The organism is Aeromonas simiae, from assembly GCF_014892695.1.
GTDB classification, from domain to species: Bacteria; Pseudomonadota; Gammaproteobacteria; order Enterobacterales; family Aeromonadaceae; genus Aeromonas; species Aeromonas simiae.
Window position 1 is genome coordinate 264,310 of sequence record NZ_CP040449.1, and the last position, 17,385, is coordinate 281,694.

The window sequence follows — 17,385 nt, forward strand, 5'->3', positions numbered from 1 at the left end:
GCGGGCGGGGGTATCCACGCTAAAACGGAGCAAAGCCTGGAGGGCTTTATCATGGAGATGTTATCAGGCGCCCAAATGGTGGTTCGCGCGCTGGAGGATCAGGGGGTTGAGCACATTTTCGGCTACCCCGGTGGTTCGGTGCTCGACATCTATGACGCACTCTTTGAAAACAGCAAGATTGAACACGTGCTGGTGCGCCACGAGCAGGCCGCCGTGCACATGGCTGACGGTTACGCCCGCTCAACCGGCCAGGTGGGCACCGTGCTGGTGACCTCGGGCCCTGGCGCCACCAACTGCATTACCGGCATCGCCACCGCTTACATGGATTCCATTCCGCTGGTTATTCTCTCCGGCCAGGTGCCGACCAGCATGATCGGCGAGGACGCCTTCCAAGAGACCGACATGATCGGCATCTCCCGTCCGGTGGTAAAACACAGCTTCCTGTGCAAGACGGCCAGCGAGATCCCCGAGGCCATCAAGAAGGCTTACTACATCGCTGCCAGCGGCCGCCCGGGGCCAGTGGTAGTGGATCTTCCCAAGGATGTGCAAAACCCCAAGGAGAAGTTCCCCTATCACTATCCCGAGTCGGTGAGCCTGCGCTCCTACAACCCCACCAAGGCGGGACACAAGGGGCAGATCAAACGGGCGGCTAAGGCGCTGGCCGAGGCGACCTGCCCGGTGATGTACGTGGGGGGAGGGGCCATTGCTGCTAACGCGAACGGCCTGGTGACCCAGTTGGCCGAGCGCTTCAACCTGCCGGTGACCACCACCCTGATGGGGTTGGGGGCGTTCCCCGGTACCCACCCGCAGTCTATCGGCATGCTCGGTATGCACGGCACCTTCGAAGCCAACAAGGCCATGCACCACTCGGACTTGATCCTGGCGGTGGGGGCACGCTTTGACGATCGGGTCACCAACAACGTCGCCAAGTTCTGCCCGCATGCCACCGTGGTGCACATCGACATCGATCCCACTTCTATCTCCAAGACAGTGCAGGCACACATCCCCATCGTCGGCTCGGTGGAGACGGTGCTCGAACAGATGCTGGAGGCGATTGCCGAGAACGGTTTTGATAACGACAAGCAGGCGCTTGGGGAGTGGTGGAGCCAGATCAATCAGTGGCGCGAGCGCAACTGCCTGAGTTATCAGCGCAGCGATAACATGATCAAGCCGCAGCAGGTGATTGAGACCCTCTACAAGGTGACCAAGGGGGAGGCCTTCGTGGCGTCCGACGTGGGTCAGCACCAGATGTTTGCAGCCCTCTACTACCCGTTTGCCAAGCCGCGCCAGTGGATCAACTCAGGGGGCCTCGGCACCATGGGCTTCGGCCTGCCGGCCGCCATGGGGGTGCAGTTTGCCAATCCGGATGCCGTGGTCTGTTGTGTGACCGGTGATGGCTCGGTGCAGATGAACATCCAGGAGCTCTCTACCTGCCTGCAATATGGCGTGCCCGTCAAGATCATCTCCATCAACAACCGCGCGCTTGGCATGGTCAAGCAGTGGCAGAAGATGTTCTACGGCGGCCGTCACAGTCACTCCTACATGGAGTCTCTGCCGGACTTCGTGAAGCTGGCCGAGGCTTACGGCCACGTCGGCATCGCGGTGAGCGATCCGGCCGAGCTGGAGAGCGCCATGGAGCGTGCGTTTGCCATGAAGGATCGGCTGGTGTTCATGGACATCTCGGTCGACCCCGACGAGCACGTCTACCCGATGCAGATCAAGTTTGGCGCCATGGATGAAATGTGGCTGAGCAAGACGGAGAGAACCTGATGAGACACATCATATCGGTACTGCTGGAAAACGAGTCCGGTGCCCTGAGCCGGGTGGTGGGTCTGTTCTCTCAGCGTGGCTATAACATCGAGACATTGACGGTGGCGCCGACCGAGGATCCGACTCTGTCGCGCATGACCATCGTCACCATGGGAGACGAGCGGGTACTCGAGCAGATCAACAAGCAACTGCACAAGCTGGTGGATGTGCTCAAGGTGTGCGACATCACCGAAGGGGAACACGTCGAGCGCGAGTTGGCACTGGTCAAGGTGCGTGCGGTGGGCGCTGCCCGTGACGAGCTCAAGCGACTGGCCGATATTTTCCGTGGCCAGATAGTGGATGTGACACCGGAGCTCTATACGGTGCAACTGGCCGGGACTAGCGACAAGCTGGATGCCTTCATCAAGACCGTGGTGCAGAGCAGTGAGGTGGTGGAGGTAGTGCGCTCTGGCGTATGCGGCATCTCACGAGCCGATAAAACGCTACGGGCGTGAGTTTGAAGTCATGGAAAGGGGAGCCATAGGCTCCCCTTTCTGTTATTATGCGGCCCCTTTTTTCCCCGCTATTGTGGATTTTTTCTACCGGCTCTGATGAGGTGCTCATGCATTCTTCTCAATTTAAGTCCAGAAGTCTCACTCAGCGTCTGGCTATTGCGCTAGCGGCAGGAGGCCTGCTTTTCCTGCTCTGCCTGTGCCTGATTTTCTGGTTGGGGTGGCAAGGTCTTCACTCTCAGACCCAAGATAGGTTGCAGCAGGCGGTACAGAAGCTGGACCTAGTCTTTGACCATGCTCATCAGGTTGCGATTGCGGTAGAGCCGCTGCTCACTGACTCTTGTGGGGAGCAGGAGTTGCGATTGCGCAAGATAGTGGCGTCAACCCCTGATGTCCGCTCGGTCAGTATTGAGCACAATGGCACCATGCTGTGCAGCTCCGTCTATGGCCATCGAGAGCAGTTGGTCAATATGCAACCATACGCAGAAGGGCAGCTCTCACTTCAGGCAAATAATCTGTTGTCGCCCGACCAGTCCGTGCTGATTTACCGCAGGAATGTCGGGGAGTACAGCGTGCTGGTGGGTATAAATGGTCATGATCTCAGCTATGTGCTGGGGCTCCTCGGGGGGATCAGGCTCCAGGTGGGCGGGTTGACGCTCGATGCAGAAGAGCGGATCCGCAAGGCCGGAGGTTGGGTCGAGGGGCAGCGGTTGAGTGTGGCCTCTACTCGCTACGCCTATCGGGTCAATGACATCATCAATGCCGCTATTTTTAGAACTTACATGCTTGAACACGCCCTGCTTGAAGGGACATTGGCTCTGGTGCTGAGTGTCTTCTTCGGTGTGGCCTGCTTTCGGCGCACCAAGAGTGGCCTCCATCACGAGCTGAACCGGGCGCTGGATGCCGGCGAATTTGTGGCTTACCTGCAACCCATGATGAACCGGGAGGGGACCCAAGTGACGGGGTGCGAGGTGTTGGTGCGATGGATGCACCCGGAACTCGGTCTGATCCGGCCTGATCGTTTTATTCCGCTGGCTGAGGATAGCGGCCTCATCGTCCCCATGACCCGAGAGCTGATGCGTCAGGTGCGTGAGGCCATGGGGCCGCGCGCTGCGGCCTTACCCCCGCATTTTCACTTCAGTTTCAACATCGCGGCCAGCCACTGTCACGATCTCTCCCTGATCGAGGATTGCCGCTCCTTCCTGGCGGCCTTCTCCGCCAATCCGGTCAATTTGGTGCTGGAGCTGACGGAGCGTGAGTTGATCGTGCCCGATGAGACCACCATACAGCTGTTCGACGAGCTGGATCGGATGGGGGTTTCTGTTGCCATCGATGATTTTGGCACCGGGCATTCGAGCCTCGTTTATCTGCAACAGTTCAAGGTCGATTTCCTCAAAATTGACCAGAGTTTTGTGGCTCGGATCGGCAGTGATGCCTTGTCCCGCCACATCGTCGACAATGTGGTCGATCTCGCCAGCCGCCTGGATCTTTCGCTGGTGGCGGAAGGGGTGGAGACACCGGAGCAGGCCGAGTACCTGATGGCGCGCGGGGTCGACTTCCAGCAGGGCTATCTCTATGGTTGCCCGGTTCCGTTGGCCGACTTCTGGTTGGAGGCGAAACTGCCCTGAGGGGCAAAGAAAAAGGCGGCCGATGGCCGCCTTTTTCATAGGGGGATGACAGCGCTCAGAGCATCTTGCGCAGGGCGCGGGCCAGTCGCTGCACCCCTTCCTCTATGGTGGCCTCATCCACGCAGGAGAAGCTCAGGCGCAGGGTGTTCTTGATATCGGGGCGCACGTAGAAGGGGGCACCCGGTACGAAGGCGACCTTCTCCTCGATAGCAACCTGAAACAGCTCCATGGCGCAGACCGATTCGGGCAGGGTCAACCACAGGAACATGCCGCCCTCGGGGCGGGTCCAGCGTACCGAAGGCGGGCAGTGGCGGGCCAGGGCGACCTCCATGGCAGCGCGCTGGCGGCCATAGACTTCCTTGATTTTCTCGAGGTGGGCATCGAGGGAGTGAGTGGTCAGGAAGCGGTGCAGCACCTGTTGGCTGAAGGCGTTGCTGTGCAGGTCGGTTGCCTGCTTGGCGATGGTGACCTTCTTGTGCAACCAGGCCGGCACCACCATCCAACCGAGGCGAAAGCCCGGCACCACTGTCTTGGAGAAGGAGCCGAGCAGCACGGTATTTTCCGGTGCCAGCTTGGCGACCGGATCGATGGACTCGCCCTCGAAGCGCAGCTCGCCGTAGGGATCATCCTCGACCATCAGCAGATTGTGGCGGATCAGTCGCTCGGCCAGCGCGGCACGGTTGGCGCGGCTGTAGCTGACCCCAGACGGGTTCTGGAAGTTGGGTACACCGTAGAGCAGGCGGGCCGTGGTGCCGCTTTCCAGCAGGGCATCCAGCGCAGCCAGATCCAGCCCCTCCTCACCCAGGGTAATGGGCCGGAACTTAGGCTGATAGACGGAGAAGGCCTGGATGGCGCCCAGGTAACCCGGCTCCTCAATGATGAGATCCTGCCCCTCGTCGATCAGCACCTTGCCAAGCAGGTCGAGCGCCTGCTGGGAGCCGCTGGTGATGAGGATGTGATCCGGATTGACCTGCATGCCCCAGCGGGTCTGGTAACGCTCGGCGATGTACTGGCGCAGCGGTGCGTAGCCCTCGGTGGTGGCGTATTGCAGGGTGGCGGCGCCCTGCTCGCTCAGCACCTGCTGGCAGGCCTGTTCGATCGCTTTGACCGGAAACAGGTTGGGGTTGGGCAGCCCGCCGGCGAAGGAGATGATGTCCGGGCGGGTAGTGACTTTAAGGATCTCGCGGATGAAGGAAGGTTCGACCTTCTCGAAACGTTGGGAAAAAAACGGCTGCATGTTGGCTCTCTCTGCACTGCTGGGTGACCCTTCCATTGGGCCACCACGTCTTTCGTTTGTAACAGATTTAAAAAATGAGGCAACCGCTGCTTGCTCTGAGAGAAAAAAGGGCAGGAGTGGAACCTACCCATTTTTTATCCATCAATGGGCGAGATTTCCTACTCAAGACCCGGTTCACGCAGGAAGCGGATCAGCAGGGTGGTGCCGTCGCTGAGCTGCTGCTGAACGCGGCCGGGGAAGATCTCCTGCAACTTGTCGAGGCGGTCGTACTGGGTGTGCCATATCTTGCCCCACTGGGTCTCGCTCTCCCGATCGCAAGCGCTCTTGGTGGTGGCGTCATAGCAGTCCCACAGGGCCGGGTTGGTGCTCTGGGAGTAGCCGTCATAGCCATCGGCGCCGTTGATGGTGAAGTTGGTGGCTTCCAGATAGGCGACGGGGATGCCGAGGCAGGCGAAGCTGGCGTGATCGGACCAGGCGCCGGTCTCACCAGCCGGATAGCCGGGGAAAGCGGGGTGCAGCTCGAAGGGGGTCATGTCGCCCTGGCGGGAGAGCGCCAGCAGGCGGTCACGCACCTTGGGGTCATGGCTGTAGCGGCTCGGGTCGGCGCAGTTGTACTCGGCCACGTCGGAGTGGGCCGAATGGACATAGAGAATATCGCCGCCGGCGATGGTGTCGTTGTTCACCATGGCCAGGGTGGCGCCCACCTCGTCGGCACTCAGGCTGGCGGCATAAGCCTTGGCGCCGTTGATGCCGTTCTCCTCGGCCCCGAAGAAGACCAGCCGCACTGTGTAGGGCAGGGTCTGCCCCTTGAGGGTCTCGGCTACTGCCAGCATGGCGGCGACACCGGCCCCGTTGTCGGTGGCGCCTTCCGATCCCTTCTGCTCCCCGGTGCTGTCGTAGTGGGCGCCGACGATGATCAGTTTGTCGCTCTTGCCGGGCAGCGTGACGATCAGATTCTGGGAGTGCATCTCCACCCCCTTCTTCTGGTAGCTAAAGGGTTGGCGGGTCACGTCATAGCCCCAGCCGGTCAGCTTGTCGGCGATCCAGTTGGCCGCCTCGGTCTCGCTAGCGGTGCCGGTCGGGCGGGCGCCGATCCCCTCGGCCCCCGAGCTGAGCTGGGTGAGGAATTCATAGGCGTGTTCGCCCGGATTGGGTGTGGGGGCCTTGGAGTCGTTGCTGGCGTCGTTACAGCCGGCGAGCAGAGCGGCCAGTGAGAAGGCGAGTAGCGTCTTATGCATTTTGAGCTTCCTTTCGTTTTTATGGGTATTACCGCTTAAAACATCGGCACAATGCGCCATTTGCCCATGACGGTATGTGATTTGTGCGATATTTCCGGCTTTTCCTTCGGTTGCAAATTGTTGTTAATGGAATTAAAAGTCAATAATTTTGTGTTTTTATTCTTTTGGTGGCCATCAAAACGTCTCTTATAGCGGCCACATGCGCCCTTTCTGCCCCGAGGCGCAATGAATATGCAGTATTGAGAGGGGGTGGTGATACGCCTGGATGGAGGAGGACGGGGATAAAGTGTGCGAAACAGTTGCACTCGGGGGCGTTCTTGGGATAATTCGCTACCCTGTTTGACTGAACCCGCAATGACGAGCCTTTTCCTATGCCAGAAATGCCTGTGACCCAAGACGAATTCAACGAGGACGGTAAGTTCCTGCGCAAGATCCGCAGTTTTGTCCGTCGCGAAGGCCGCCTGACCAAGGGGCAGGAGAAGGCGTTGGCCGACCTGTGGCCCGTCATGGGGGTGGATTTCGCTCCCGGAATGCTGGATCTGGCCGCCCTGTTCGGCCGTGAGGCCCCCGTGGTGCTGGAGATCGGCTTCGGCATGGGCGCCTCCCTGGTGGAGATGGCCAAGAACGCGCCAGAGAAGAACTTCATCGGTATCGAGGTGCACACCCCTGGGGTGGGGGCCTGCCTGAGCGCAGCCCAGGAGGCGGGGGTCACCAACCTGCGCGTCTTCTGTCACGATGCCATCGAGGTGCTGGATCTGATGATCCCGGATGGCTCGCTCGCCTGCCTGCAACTGTTTTTCCCCGATCCCTGGCATAAGAAGCGCCATCACAAGCGCCGCATCGTGCAGCCCGAGTTTGCCCAGAAGATCCGCCAGAAGCTCGCCGTGGGTGGCGTCTTCCACATGGCTACCGATTGGGAAAACTATGCCGAGCACATGCTCGAGGTGATGAGCGCCGCCGAGGGGTATGAAAATACCGCCAGCAGCGGCAACTGGGTGGCGCGTCCCGAGTGGCGTCCACTGACCAAGTTTGAGCAGCGTGGCCATCGTCTCGGCCACGGTGTATGGGATCTCATTTTTAAGCGAATCAACTGATAAGAGAGGAGTGCTGACATGGCCAATCGTAGCCGCCGCCTGCGCAAGAAGCTGCGTGTGGACGAGTTCCAGGAGCTGGGGTTCGATCTCAACTGGAATTTCCCCGTTGGCACTACCGAGGCGCAGATCGATGCCCTGGTCGATGCCTTCATCGATGAGGTGGTTGAACCGCGCGCCCTGGCGTTTGCCGGCTCCGGCCATCTGGTGTGGGAAGGGATGGTCTGCACCCAGGCTATCGGCAAGTGCACCGAAGAGGATCGCCAAGTTATAGAGGGCTGGCTCAAGGGCAAGGGGATGGAGCAGGTCAAGGCCTCTTCCCTGTTTGACCTCTGGTACGGCGAGCCGGCCTAAGCGCCATCGCCTGATAAAATCCCGCCGCCGGCGGGATTTTTGTCTCGCAAGATAGGGAAGCGCATGCTGTCGTCACAACTGCTTGATGCCATTCTCGCCGAAGTCCGCCCGCTCATCGGGCAGGGCAAGGTGGCTGACTATATCCCCGCTCTGGCCCAGGTGCCGGCCAACCGGCTCGGCATGGCGGTATGCACGGTGCAAGGCGAGGTGTTCACCGCCGGCGATGCCGACGAACCCTTCTCAATCCAGAGCATCTCCAAGGCGCTCAGCCTGACGCTGGCGCTCACGCTCTACCGGGAGGAGGAGATCTGGGCCAGGGTGGGCAAGGAGCCCTCGGGCCAGCCGTTCAACTCCTTGGTGCAGCTTGAGTTCGAGCAGGGGATACCACGCAATCCCTTCATCAACGCCGGCGCCCTGGTGGTGAGCGATTTGCTCGAAACCCGCCTCACTGCCCCGCGTCAGCGTACCCTGGAGCTGGCCCGCCGCCTGTCGGGTAACTCTGCGGTTATCGCCGATAGCGTGGTCGCCCGCTCCGAGTACCAGCACTCGGCCCGCAATGCGGCGATCGCCTACCTGATGAAGTCCTACGGCAACTTCCACAACGAAGTGGACAAGGTGCTACAAAGCTATTTCAATGCCTGTGCCATTCGCATGAGCTGCGTCGATCTGGCGCGCGCCTTTGTCTATCTTGCCAACCGGGGCACGCCCCTCGACGGCGCGCCGCTGCTCGATACCCGCACCACCAAGCAGGTCAATGCTCTGCTCGCCACCTGCGGTCTCTACGATGAGGCGGGGGATTTTGCCTATCGGGTCGGCATGCCGGGTAAATCCGGGGTGGGGGGCGGCATCATCGCCGTGATCCCGGGGGAGCTGTCGGTCTGCGTCTGGTCGCCAGAGCTCAACAAGGCGGGCAACTCGCTGGCGGGGACCGCCGCACTGGAACGGTTTGCCGAGCGCCTCGGCCGCTCGATTTTCTGAATTGTTACGACTCAACGGGAGCATCATGTTCACTTCGCGCATCATTCGTCTGGCCACCCTGTGGTGTGCCGCCCTGCTGTGGCACGGAGCCGTCGCCGCCAGCGAGCTGCTCACCCTCACCTTCAAGGAGGCGCAGGCCAAGCACGCCCGCTTCATCGACGTGCGTTCCAGTAATTACTATCAGGGCTGGCCGATGGAGGGCGAGTCGCAGGGGGGGCACGTCAAGGGGGCCGTTAACCTCTCCGGTGACTGGAAGATCGATGACGATCAGTGGCCGCGCATCCTGGCCGAGAAGGGCTTGGCCAAGGATAAGCCGGTCGCCCTCTACGGCGACAAGCGCCAGGTGGCCGAAGTCGCCCTGATGCTGGAGAAGCAGCACGGCTTCACCCAGCTCTATGAGCTGAGCGACTGGCAAAGCGCGCCGCGTGAGCGCCTCGCCCGCTGGCAGCAACTGGTTTACCCCCAGTGGCTCGAGGCCCTGCGTAAGGGGGAGAAGGTCGTGGCCGCCCCCAAGGGAGAATGGAAGCTGTTTGAGGTGGGTTGGGGCGCCCCCAAGGCCTTCCTCATCGGCCACATACCGGGGGCCGGCTATATCGACACCAACCGCCTCGAATCTGAGCCGCTGTGGAACAAGGTCTCCGATCAGGATCTCGAAAAGCTGCTGCTGGAAAACGGTATTCGCCATGACACCACCGTCATTCTCTATGGCCGTAACACCATGGCGGCGGCCCGCGCTGCCCACTTCATGCTCTACGCCGGGGTGAAAGACGTGCGTCTGCTCGATGGCGGCTTCGATGCCTGGACCAACCAGTATGTGCGCATGCTGCCGACCGAGACCGGCCTGCCCACGCGCTACGAGCCGGCCAAGGGCTTCGGGGTCACCCTTCCGCAGCACCCCGAGTACCTGACCGATGTACCGGGGGCTAAGAAGATCCTGACCGAGCGGGACGGGGCGCTGGTCAGCGTGCGCAGTTGGCCCGAGTTCATCGGGGAGACTTCGGGCTACAGCTACATCGAGCCCAAGGGGGATATCAAGGGTGCCAAGTGGGGGCATGCCGGGGTGGATGCCAACGACATGAGCGATTACCACAACCCGGATGGCACCATGAAGGACGCCGCCCAACTGCTGGCCATGTGGCAACAGTGGGGCATCACGCCGGACAAGCAGACCGCCTTCTACTGCGGCACCGGCTGGCGCGCCTCCGAGGCCTTCTTCTATGCCTGGCTGATGGATTGGAAGCGGATCAGCGTCTTCGATGGTGGCTGGTACGAGTGGAGCATGGATGCCAAGAACCCGGTAGTCAGCGGTGAGCGCAAGCCGCAATAACGGGGTGAGAGAGTGAAACGAGGCCGGACATTGTCCGGCCTCGTCGTTGTTGGGGTCAGTGGGATGCTGAAACCAGGTAGGGGCGGATGTCGACCTCGTCGATCTGCTCCGGGCGCAGGTAGCGCTGGGCGTACTCGAGATAGATCCCCTTTCGCAGGAACAGCTCGAACAGATCCGGGTCGATGTGCTGCTCGCTGCGCATCATGGCCATGATACGCAGCGCCTCGGAGAGGGTTTTGCCGCGCTTGTAGGGGCGATCGACCGAGGTGAGCGCCTCAAAGATGTCGGCGATCGCCATCATCCGGGCCGGAATGCTCATCTGCTCCCGGGTCAGGCCGCGTGGGTAGCCACTGCCATCCATCTTCTCGTGGTGGCCGCCGGCTATCTCTGGCACTTGGCGCAGGTGGCGGGGGAAGGGGAGCTTCTCCAGCATGATGATGGTCTGAATGATGTGCTCGTTGATCTTGAAGCGCTCCTCCTCGCTCAAGGTGCCGCGCTGCACGTCGAGGTTGTGCAGTTCGCCGCGGTGGTAGAGCAGCCCTGGCACCGGCATGCGAAAACCCCAAGGATTGTGCTCAGGGATGCGCTCCCGCTGGCTGCGGTGGATGAGGTGTTCCGGTTTGTCGGCCAGCAGTGGCTCGCGTACCGGCAGGGTCATGGCCGGGCTTTGCAGCTTGCGGGTCAGCTCGTCGTGGGCGATGCCGATGCGATCGGAGAGGGTGCGCAGCCAGGTGCGCTGGGCGATGAGCTGTAGCCGCTCCCGCTTCTCGGGCGAGAGGTACTCGCTCCCCTCGTTGCAACTGGCGACGAAGGCGAACTCCTCGTCGAGCTGTGCCCACTGGCGATCCCGCTCCGTTTCCAGGGTGGCCCTGTGCCCCCCTTCCGCGATCCCTTGCCAGCAGGCGATCTCGGCATCGCGCTTGAGCACCTCAAAGCGCATCCGCACCTCGTGGATGCGATCGTAGAGGGTCTCGAGCTTGGTCGCCTTGTCCACCACATACTCGGGGGTGGTTACCTTGCCGCAGTCATGCAGCCAGGCGGCGATGTGCAGCGCCTCCCACTGCTCTTCATCCAATCCAAAGTGGGCAAACGGCCCCTCCTGCTCGGCGCAGGCGGCCTGCGCCAGCATCTTGGTCAGCTCGGGTACCCGCTGGCAGTGACCTCCCGTGTAGGGGCTCTTGGCATCGATGGCGCCGGCAATCAGTTGGATGAAGGATTCGAGCAGTTGTTTTTGCTCCTGGATCAGGCGCTGGGTCGAGAGAGCGACGGCGGCGGAGCCGGCCAGCGCCTGGGCAAAAGCGAGCCACTCCGGGCTGATGGGCTGGCGCCGCTCGTCCAGTTGCAGCGCCAGCACACCGAGCAGCTCGCCGTCACGGTTGCGCAGTGGCAGGGTCAGCAGGGTCAGCGGCTGTGGGTAGGCCGGCAGCAGGGGAAAGCTCGCCTGGCGCAGTGCGGGCTCCAGCGGACAGGTCAGGCGCCCTTCGCGCAGCAGGCGAGCCAGCAGGTGATCGCCCGCCAGCGCGATCGGGGGATGGGGCTCGGCCGTCGTCGGCGGGCCTTGCCAGAAGCGCTGCGCCTCCTGCAACAGCTCCTGCTCACACAGGTAGAGGATCCCCCCCTCGGCGCGGGCCTGCGAGCCGAGCTCTCCGAGAACCCTGGCCAGCAGGGTCTCGAAGCGGGTCTCACTTGCCAGCGCAAGTGACAGCTCCATGAAGTGGTGAATGCTCTCTTTCATGTTGCCGATGGCGCTGGCCAGCCGCTCTATCTCGACGATGCGGGTATCGATGGCCAGTGGCTCGCCAAACTTGAACTGCTCAATCTTGCGAACCTCCTCTTGCAGGATATTGAGGGGGCGCGATGCCAGCCGCGACAGCCAGAAGGCGACGGCCAGTCCGGCGCCGAGCAGCAGCAATGAGATCTGCAAGGTCTGGCGGCTCGCCTGCATGGCGTCAGCCAGTAGCTCGGTATGGGGAGAGGCCATCAGTAGGGTGAGCGGTGGCTCCCCCTGTACGGCGATGCTCTGGCGCATCCCCTCCCAGAGGGTGCCCTCTGGGGCGCGAAAGGAGACCGGCTCACCGCTCTCCCGCTGTTGCAGCAGCGCCAGCAATACCCCTTCGCCCAGCTCACGCAGGGTGGGGAGGTGGGCCACTTTGTGCTCCCCTTCGGTGGCGGTGGCCAGCACCTGGCCTGTGTCACTGAGCAGGGCCAGCTGGCTGCCCGGCGTGGTGCGAGCTCGCTGTAACAACTGACCGAACTGCTCCAGTTGGATGTCGCTGGCGGCGACCCCCATGCCATTGGCGGTGCGCTGGGCTAGGGTGATGCCGAGCAGGCCGTTGGTGGCAAAGGCGTAGGGGGCGGTCATCACGGGTGAGTGGGAGACGATGGCGGCCTGATACCAGTAGCGCTGGCGCGGATCGTAGCGGTAATCGGGCATGCTGCGCCGCTCCAGCAGCTGTAACTCGGCGTCGAAGAAGAGAAACTCACCGCGTTGCGGTGCGCCCGCCATGCTCTGGACGATCCAGGCTGAGCCGCTCGGGGCACCTAGGCTGTGGGCCAGCGCCGTGCCGCTTTGATAGCGACGCACCAGAAAGAAGTCACCGCTGCGGTAACCGATATAGAGGGAGACCAGGGAGGGGTTGTTGGCAAGGGAGATGGTGAAAAAACGCAGGTGCGCCAGCCGCTCTTGCAGCGAGGTGGCGGTCATGATCCCCTGCTGGGCCAGCAGCTCTGCGCTCAACTGCCCCCCCTGATAGGTGTGCAGCAGCTCGCGGGCCGTATTTTGGGCCACGGTTTGGTAGTGCTGGTGGGCGCTTTGCAGGGATTGGCGACTGGCTGCTCGGTACTGGTACCAGCCGCTGACGAGAGCGAAAACCAATAACAAACCGATGAAGAGATAGGAGAGGTGCAGGTAGAAGGGGATCGATCCGTGTCGTTTCATATCACTTTCCGTGGACGGCTGGCGCGTACTCACTATAGCCGGCGCCAGCCGTTTCGATCGTCACCCTATCGCGCCACGGTAAGGAGAGGTGGTGGGGCGAGCCGGCCTGCGCCCGGCTCGGGCGGCATCCGATCAGCGATCCCGGTTGAGGGTGATGAGGCGATCGAGGATACGCTCCCCGTCGGCCCGGATGCCGTTGTGCTCGTACTCGTTGGTGATCCAGACCCGGCTGCTGCCGAGCCCCTTGAGGGTATCTCGGCTGTAGTCGAACTCCACGTACATGTCCTCGGCATAGACGGCGCAGGCGACCGGTACCAGATTGGCCGCCAGACGCGCCCGATCGTAGAGGGGAGGCCAGTCGCGCTTCTCGGCCAGCAGGTGGGCCGCCTCACGCAGGGGGCGCAGCTCCCTGAACTGCTCGAACATCCAGGGGTAGATCATCTCGCCGGTGAAGCGCAGCGCCTTGCCCGGTGCCCAGTTGAGATCGGGATGGCGCTGGCGAACCCGCTCGGCAGCCCAAGCGGTGGCAAGCCCTTCGGCATAGATGGATTCATGCAAGATGGCGAAGATGGGGTGGCTGTTAAAGGGCTGCATCCCCTGCAACTGGTAGAGGAAGGCCGGATTGAGCTGCTCACCGTCGAACGCACCCTCCAGCAGGTAGTAGAGGGACTCGGGGCCATCGCTGGCGCCAAGATCCAGTCCCTGCTGCTGGAACTGCTCCACCGTCAGGCGTTGGCCGTTAGGCAGGCACACCTCATTGTGATGAAGGTGGGTGGCGAGGCGATCGAGCAGCCCCTGCATGGCGGGAAAGCGGGTGCAGAGGGCGTCTTGCTTGTCGGCCACCCGGCGCAGTGTCGCCTCGTAGACCTCGTCGGCACGGCGCCCAAGCGGCGGGATGCCGCCCGTGATGTAGACCTCGCGCAGCGCCTCAGGGAACAAGGAGAGATAGGTGAGGCAACAAAAGCCGCCAAAACTCTGGCCGAGCAGGCTCCATGGGCGCTCGGGGGAGAGCTGCGCCCGCCAGCACTCGGCGTCACGCACTATGTTGTCGGCGCGAAAATGGCGCAGGTAGTCGGCCTGCTCGGTAGGCGTGAGGTGGGCCAGTGCCTGGGCGCTGACCGGGGTGGAGTTGCCAGTGCCGCGCTGATCGAGCAGCAGAACGCGAAACTCTTGCAGTGCTCGTTTCAGCCACCCACTGCGCGCGGTCGGGCGCGGCGCCCCGAAGCCGGGCCCCCCTTGCAAAAACAGCAGCCAGGGCAGGTTGTCGTCCTGACGGTCTTTGTCGACCAGGGTGCGGGCAAATAGGGTGATTTGCGCCCCTTGTGGTTGCTGGTGGTCGAGGGGGACTGACAAGGTCATGGGTTGGCACAGCATGCCATCGAGGGTGTAGGGGGTCATGATTGCATCCTGACTGGAGGGGAAACCATGATAACGGGAGCCGGACGCAGGATCACCGGCTGCTTGAGGGCTGCTAGCCGGCCACTGTGTGGGAGAGGAAAAACAAAAAGCCCGCTCGATGAGCGGGCTTTTCTAAATTTGGCTCCTCCGACTGGACTCGAACCAGTGACATACGGATTAACAGTCCGCCGTTCTACCGACTGAACTACGGAGGAAGAGTCGTGGTGCCCAGAGACGGAATCGAACCGCCGACACGGGGATTTTCAATCCCCTGCTCTACCGACTGAGCTATCTGGGCAACGGCGCGCATTAAACCCTTTCCTCCGGGTTCTGTCAACCGCAGGCGCGATTTTTATCGTACAAACGGTGCGTTTGCCGTCTTTTTGCACATAGAGGCGATAAAGTGAACCGGGCCCTTCACCGTGATTGAGCGGGGGTCGTGGTTCGCGGTATGCTGGCGCGCAACTTTTTATCCTGGAGGCAACATGAGCCTGAACACGCAAGAGTGGCGCGAGGAGACCCTTGCCATCATCGACGAACTGCTGGCCGATGGCAGCAATCCGGAGGCGGAGTATGAGATTGAGCACCACTTTGCCAGCCAGGATTTTGACCAGCTCGAGAAGGCGGCGGTCGATCTCTTCAAGGCCGGTTACGAGGTGACCGACGCCGAGGAGATGGAGCTCGACGACGGCGCCACCATCCTCTGCTTCGATGCCATCACCCAGCGCCCGCTGAAGGTCGAGGCGATCATGGGCGACATCGACGCCATGCTGCCGATCGTGGCCAAGCACGGGGTGGAGTACGACGGCTGGGGCACCTACTTCCAGGAGTAAGTGCTCCCCCATGCAAGAGGCCGCTCATCGAGCGGCCTCTTGTGTTTTCAGCGTTTGCCGAGGAAACGGGTGGCGAACGCCTCTGCCGGCAGAGGCTGGCTAAACAGGTAGCCTTGCAGGCGCTGGCAGCCTGCGGCGATGAGCCAGTCGCGCTGGACCTCGGTCTCGACCCCCTCGGCGGTGATCTGCATACCAATCTCGTGTGCCAGGCCAATCACGGAACGGACGATGGCGGTAGTGACCGGATTGCTTTCCAGCTCGCGGATGAAACTGCGATCGAGCTTGAGGTTGCTCACGTGCAAGCGCGGCAGATAGGCCAGCGAGCAGTAACCGGTGCCGAAGTCGTCGATGGCCAGCGGGAAGCCGGCGGCCAGCAGCTGGCGCAGGTTAGTCTCTATCTCGTCGGCATTTTCCATCAGTACGCTTTCGGTGATCTCGAGCTCGAGTGCGGCCGGCGGCAGTTGCCATGCCTGCACCGCCTGTAACAGCTCACTGCACAGACTCGGCTGGCGGAACTGGAGCGGTGAAAGGTTGACCGATAGGCATAGATCGGGCTGGTGAGCGCGCCACTCGGCGCACTGCTGAGCGGCCCGCTGGATCACTAGGCTGCCGAGGGCACCGATGAGGCCGAGTTGTTCGGCCAGGGGGATGAATTCGTCCGGTGGAACAGGCCCCAGTTCATCATGGTGCCAGCGACACAGTACCTCGGCGCCGAGCAGAGCGCCTGTACTGCTGGCGATGATGGGCTGATAGGCCAAATGCAGTTGACGGGCATGGATGACCCGTGGCAGTGCCTGCTCAAGCAGGCGCCGGCGGCGGATCCGTCCCTCCAGCTCGGCATCGAAGCTAAAGAAGTGCTGACGGGTCTGCTTGGCCTCAACCAAGGCGGCCTCGGCGTGGCGCAGCAGGCTCTCGGCGTCGTGGCTGGTTCCTTCAGCGATACCGATGTGGCAGTCGATCTGGATGCGGTGTTCCGCCACCAAGTAGGGGGCGGCGAGGCGACGGCGTAGCCACTCCCCCCATAATCGACGCTCGGTGCTGAGCAGATCTTGCGGCACCAGCAGGCAGAAGTCATCCGCCGCGATCCGGCACAACAGGCTCCCGGTCGGGGCATGCAGTTGCAGACGAGTGGCCACCTCGCTAAGCAGCTGATCGGCGATGCGGATGCCGAAGCGGGCATTGATCTCGTGAAAGTGCTGTAAGTCGACCATCAACAGGCAGACCGGGCGATCGTCACCCTGCTGGGCGCGCTCCAAAAAGGTGGTCAGCTTGAGTAGCCCGGTCAGGCTGTCGAGCTGGCGAGCCTGGTGCAACTGCTGCTCGGCGCTGCGCTGCTGGGTCACATCACGGCACAGGGTCAGGGTGGCGGGCTCGCCTAGGTTGGGCACCTCGAGATGGGTCACCTCAAGCAGATGGCGGCGCCCTTGTGCATCGGCCAAGACGAACTCGCGGCTCTCCTGTGAGGCGCGGGTGAGGGGGGCGGTCAGGTTATCGGGGCGTTGCAGTGCGCGGTGGCCACGCGGCAGATCGAGGAAGTCGAGCAGGGCCTGGTTGTACTCAAGCAAGCTGCCGTCGGCCCGCGAGAGCAAGATCAGATCGGGGATGGCGTCAAGCAGCTTGCGTTGCAGCTGCTGCTGGGCATTCAGCGCCTCTTCCAGCCCCTTGAGGTGGGTGATCTCCTCGATGAGGCCAAACAGGCCGAGCGGATTCCCTTCCTTATCGTAGAAGGGCACCTTGTGGGTCTGGATCCATATTTCCCCCCCTTTCTGCTCGCAGAGCACATGCTGACTGATGAGGGGCCGGCGTTCGCGCAGTAGCTGAAGATCTTCCTCCCGGTAGCGGGTTCCCCATGGCAGCTCACTGTCGTTGCGTCCGAGCAGGTCGCGCGGGTCATCTACCCCAGCCTGATGGGCGAATTGACGGTTGCAAAACAGATAGTTCCCTTGCTGATCACGACAGAAAAGGCTGAGTGGTAGGCTGTCGAGCACCTGCTGCAGCCAGTCGGGGATCATGGGGGCGGGCACACTGTTACTCTTGCGGTGACTTTGCGGCAATCTATGCCACCCCCTCCTGTTTTGTAAAGCCTGTCGTTTCAGTGGCGA

The 17,385-nt window shown here is 62.1% G+C and carries 13 protein-coding genes and 2 tRNA genes; 8 read left to right on the top strand and 7 right to left on the bottom strand.

Translation table 11 applies throughout. The features are described 5' to 3' along the window. The first annotated feature begins 51 nt into the window (after positions 1-51). From FE240_RS01195 to FE240_RS01205, 3 genes are all read left to right on the top strand, one after another. Positions 52-1,770 carry an acetolactate synthase 3 large subunit gene (locus FE240_RS01195; RefSeq protein ID WP_193003061.1) on the top strand — a complete coding sequence of 573 codons (1,719 nt, stop codon included), beginning with the start codon at positions 52-54 and terminating at the stop codon, positions 1,768-1,770. After that, entirely contained in the window at positions 1,770-2,264 is a 495-nt protein-coding gene (gene ilvN / locus FE240_RS01200; protein ID WP_193003062.1) for an acetolactate synthase small subunit, read from the top strand. The genes FE240_RS01195 and ilvN overlap by 1 nt, the downstream gene beginning before the upstream one ends. Positions 2,265-2,371: 107 nt before the next feature. Further along, positions 2,372-3,889, top strand: a complete 1,518-nt coding sequence (locus tag FE240_RS01205; RefSeq protein ID WP_193003063.1) for an EAL domain-containing protein — start codon at positions 2,372-2,374, stop codon at positions 3,887-3,889. A 55-nt stretch (positions 3,890-3,944) separates the two neighbouring features. Here FE240_RS01205 and FE240_RS01210 read toward each other — a convergent pair whose 3' ends face one another. Together FE240_RS01210 and FE240_RS01215 are read right to left on the bottom strand one after the other, a co-directional pair. Continuing rightward, a complete protein-coding gene (locus tag FE240_RS01210; protein ID WP_193003064.1) occupies positions 3,945-5,126 on the bottom strand; it encodes an aminotransferase-like domain-containing protein in 1,182 nt (393 codons plus the stop codon). 158 nt (positions 5,127-5,284) lie between these two features. Then, positions 5,285-6,364, bottom strand: a complete 1,080-nt coding sequence (locus FE240_RS01215; RefSeq protein ID WP_193003065.1) for a M28 family metallopeptidase — start codon at positions 6,362-6,364, stop codon at positions 5,285-5,287. A 380-nt stretch (positions 6,365-6,744) separates the two neighbouring features. Between FE240_RS01215 and trmB the strand changes: the two genes are divergently transcribed. The 4 genes from trmB to FE240_RS01235 all read left to right on the top strand — a co-directional run bounded on the left by trmB (position 6,745) and on the right by FE240_RS01235 (position 10,114). Continuing rightward, a complete protein-coding gene (gene trmB, locus FE240_RS01220) occupies positions 6,745-7,458 on the top strand; it encodes a tRNA (guanosine(46)-N7)-methyltransferase TrmB (RefSeq protein ID WP_193004391.1) in 714 nt (237 codons plus the stop codon). A gap of 18 nt (positions 7,459-7,476) precedes the next feature. Next, a complete protein-coding gene (locus FE240_RS01225) occupies positions 7,477-7,809 on the top strand; it encodes a YggL family protein (protein WP_193003066.1) in 333 nt (110 codons plus the stop codon). A gap of 63 nt (positions 7,810-7,872) precedes the next feature. Then, complete coding sequence (glsB, locus tag FE240_RS01230) at positions 7,873-8,787, top strand: glutaminase B (RefSeq protein ID WP_193003067.1); 915 nt, start codon at positions 7,873-7,875, stop codon at positions 8,785-8,787. A gap of 25 nt (positions 8,788-8,812) precedes the next feature. Next, complete coding sequence (locus tag FE240_RS01235) at positions 8,813-10,114, top strand: rhodanese-like domain-containing protein (protein WP_193003068.1); 1,302 nt, start codon at positions 8,813-8,815, stop codon at positions 10,112-10,114. 55 nt (positions 10,115-10,169) lie between these two features. Here FE240_RS01235 and FE240_RS01240 read toward each other — a convergent pair whose 3' ends face one another. The 4 genes from FE240_RS01240 to FE240_RS01255 form a co-directional block, all read right to left on the bottom strand. Next, the gene (locus FE240_RS01240) at positions 10,170-13,052 is read right to left on the bottom strand and encodes an HD domain-containing phosphohydrolase (protein ID WP_193003069.1); all 2,883 of its coding nucleotides are present in this window, start codon (positions 13,050-13,052) and stop codon (positions 10,170-10,172) included. Positions 13,053-13,184: 132 nt separating this feature from the next. Further along, positions 13,185-14,450, bottom strand: a complete 1,266-nt coding sequence (locus FE240_RS01245; protein ID WP_404800043.1) for an alpha/beta fold hydrolase — start codon at positions 14,448-14,450, stop codon at positions 13,185-13,187. Between the two features lie 139 nt (positions 14,451-14,589). Further along, positions 14,590-14,665: transfer RNA gene (locus tag FE240_RS01250), tRNA-Asn, on the bottom strand. A 7-nt stretch (positions 14,666-14,672) separates the two neighbouring features. Continuing rightward, positions 14,673-14,748, bottom strand: a tRNA-Phe gene (locus FE240_RS01255). A 187-nt stretch (positions 14,749-14,935) separates the two neighbouring features. Between FE240_RS01255 and rraB the strand changes: the two genes are divergently transcribed. Then, positions 14,936-15,283 carry a ribonuclease E inhibitor RraB gene (rraB, locus tag FE240_RS01260; RefSeq protein WP_042044963.1) on the top strand — a complete coding sequence of 116 codons (348 nt, stop codon included), beginning with the start codon at positions 14,936-14,938 and terminating at the stop codon, positions 15,281-15,283. Positions 15,284-15,330: 47 nt separating this feature from the next. Here rraB and FE240_RS01265 read toward each other — a convergent pair whose 3' ends face one another. After that, positions 15,331-17,295, bottom strand: coding sequence for a sensor domain-containing protein (locus FE240_RS01265; RefSeq protein ID WP_193004395.1), 1,965 nt, complete (start codon positions 17,293-17,295; stop codon positions 15,331-15,333). Positions 17,296-17,385: the final 90 nt, after the last annotated feature.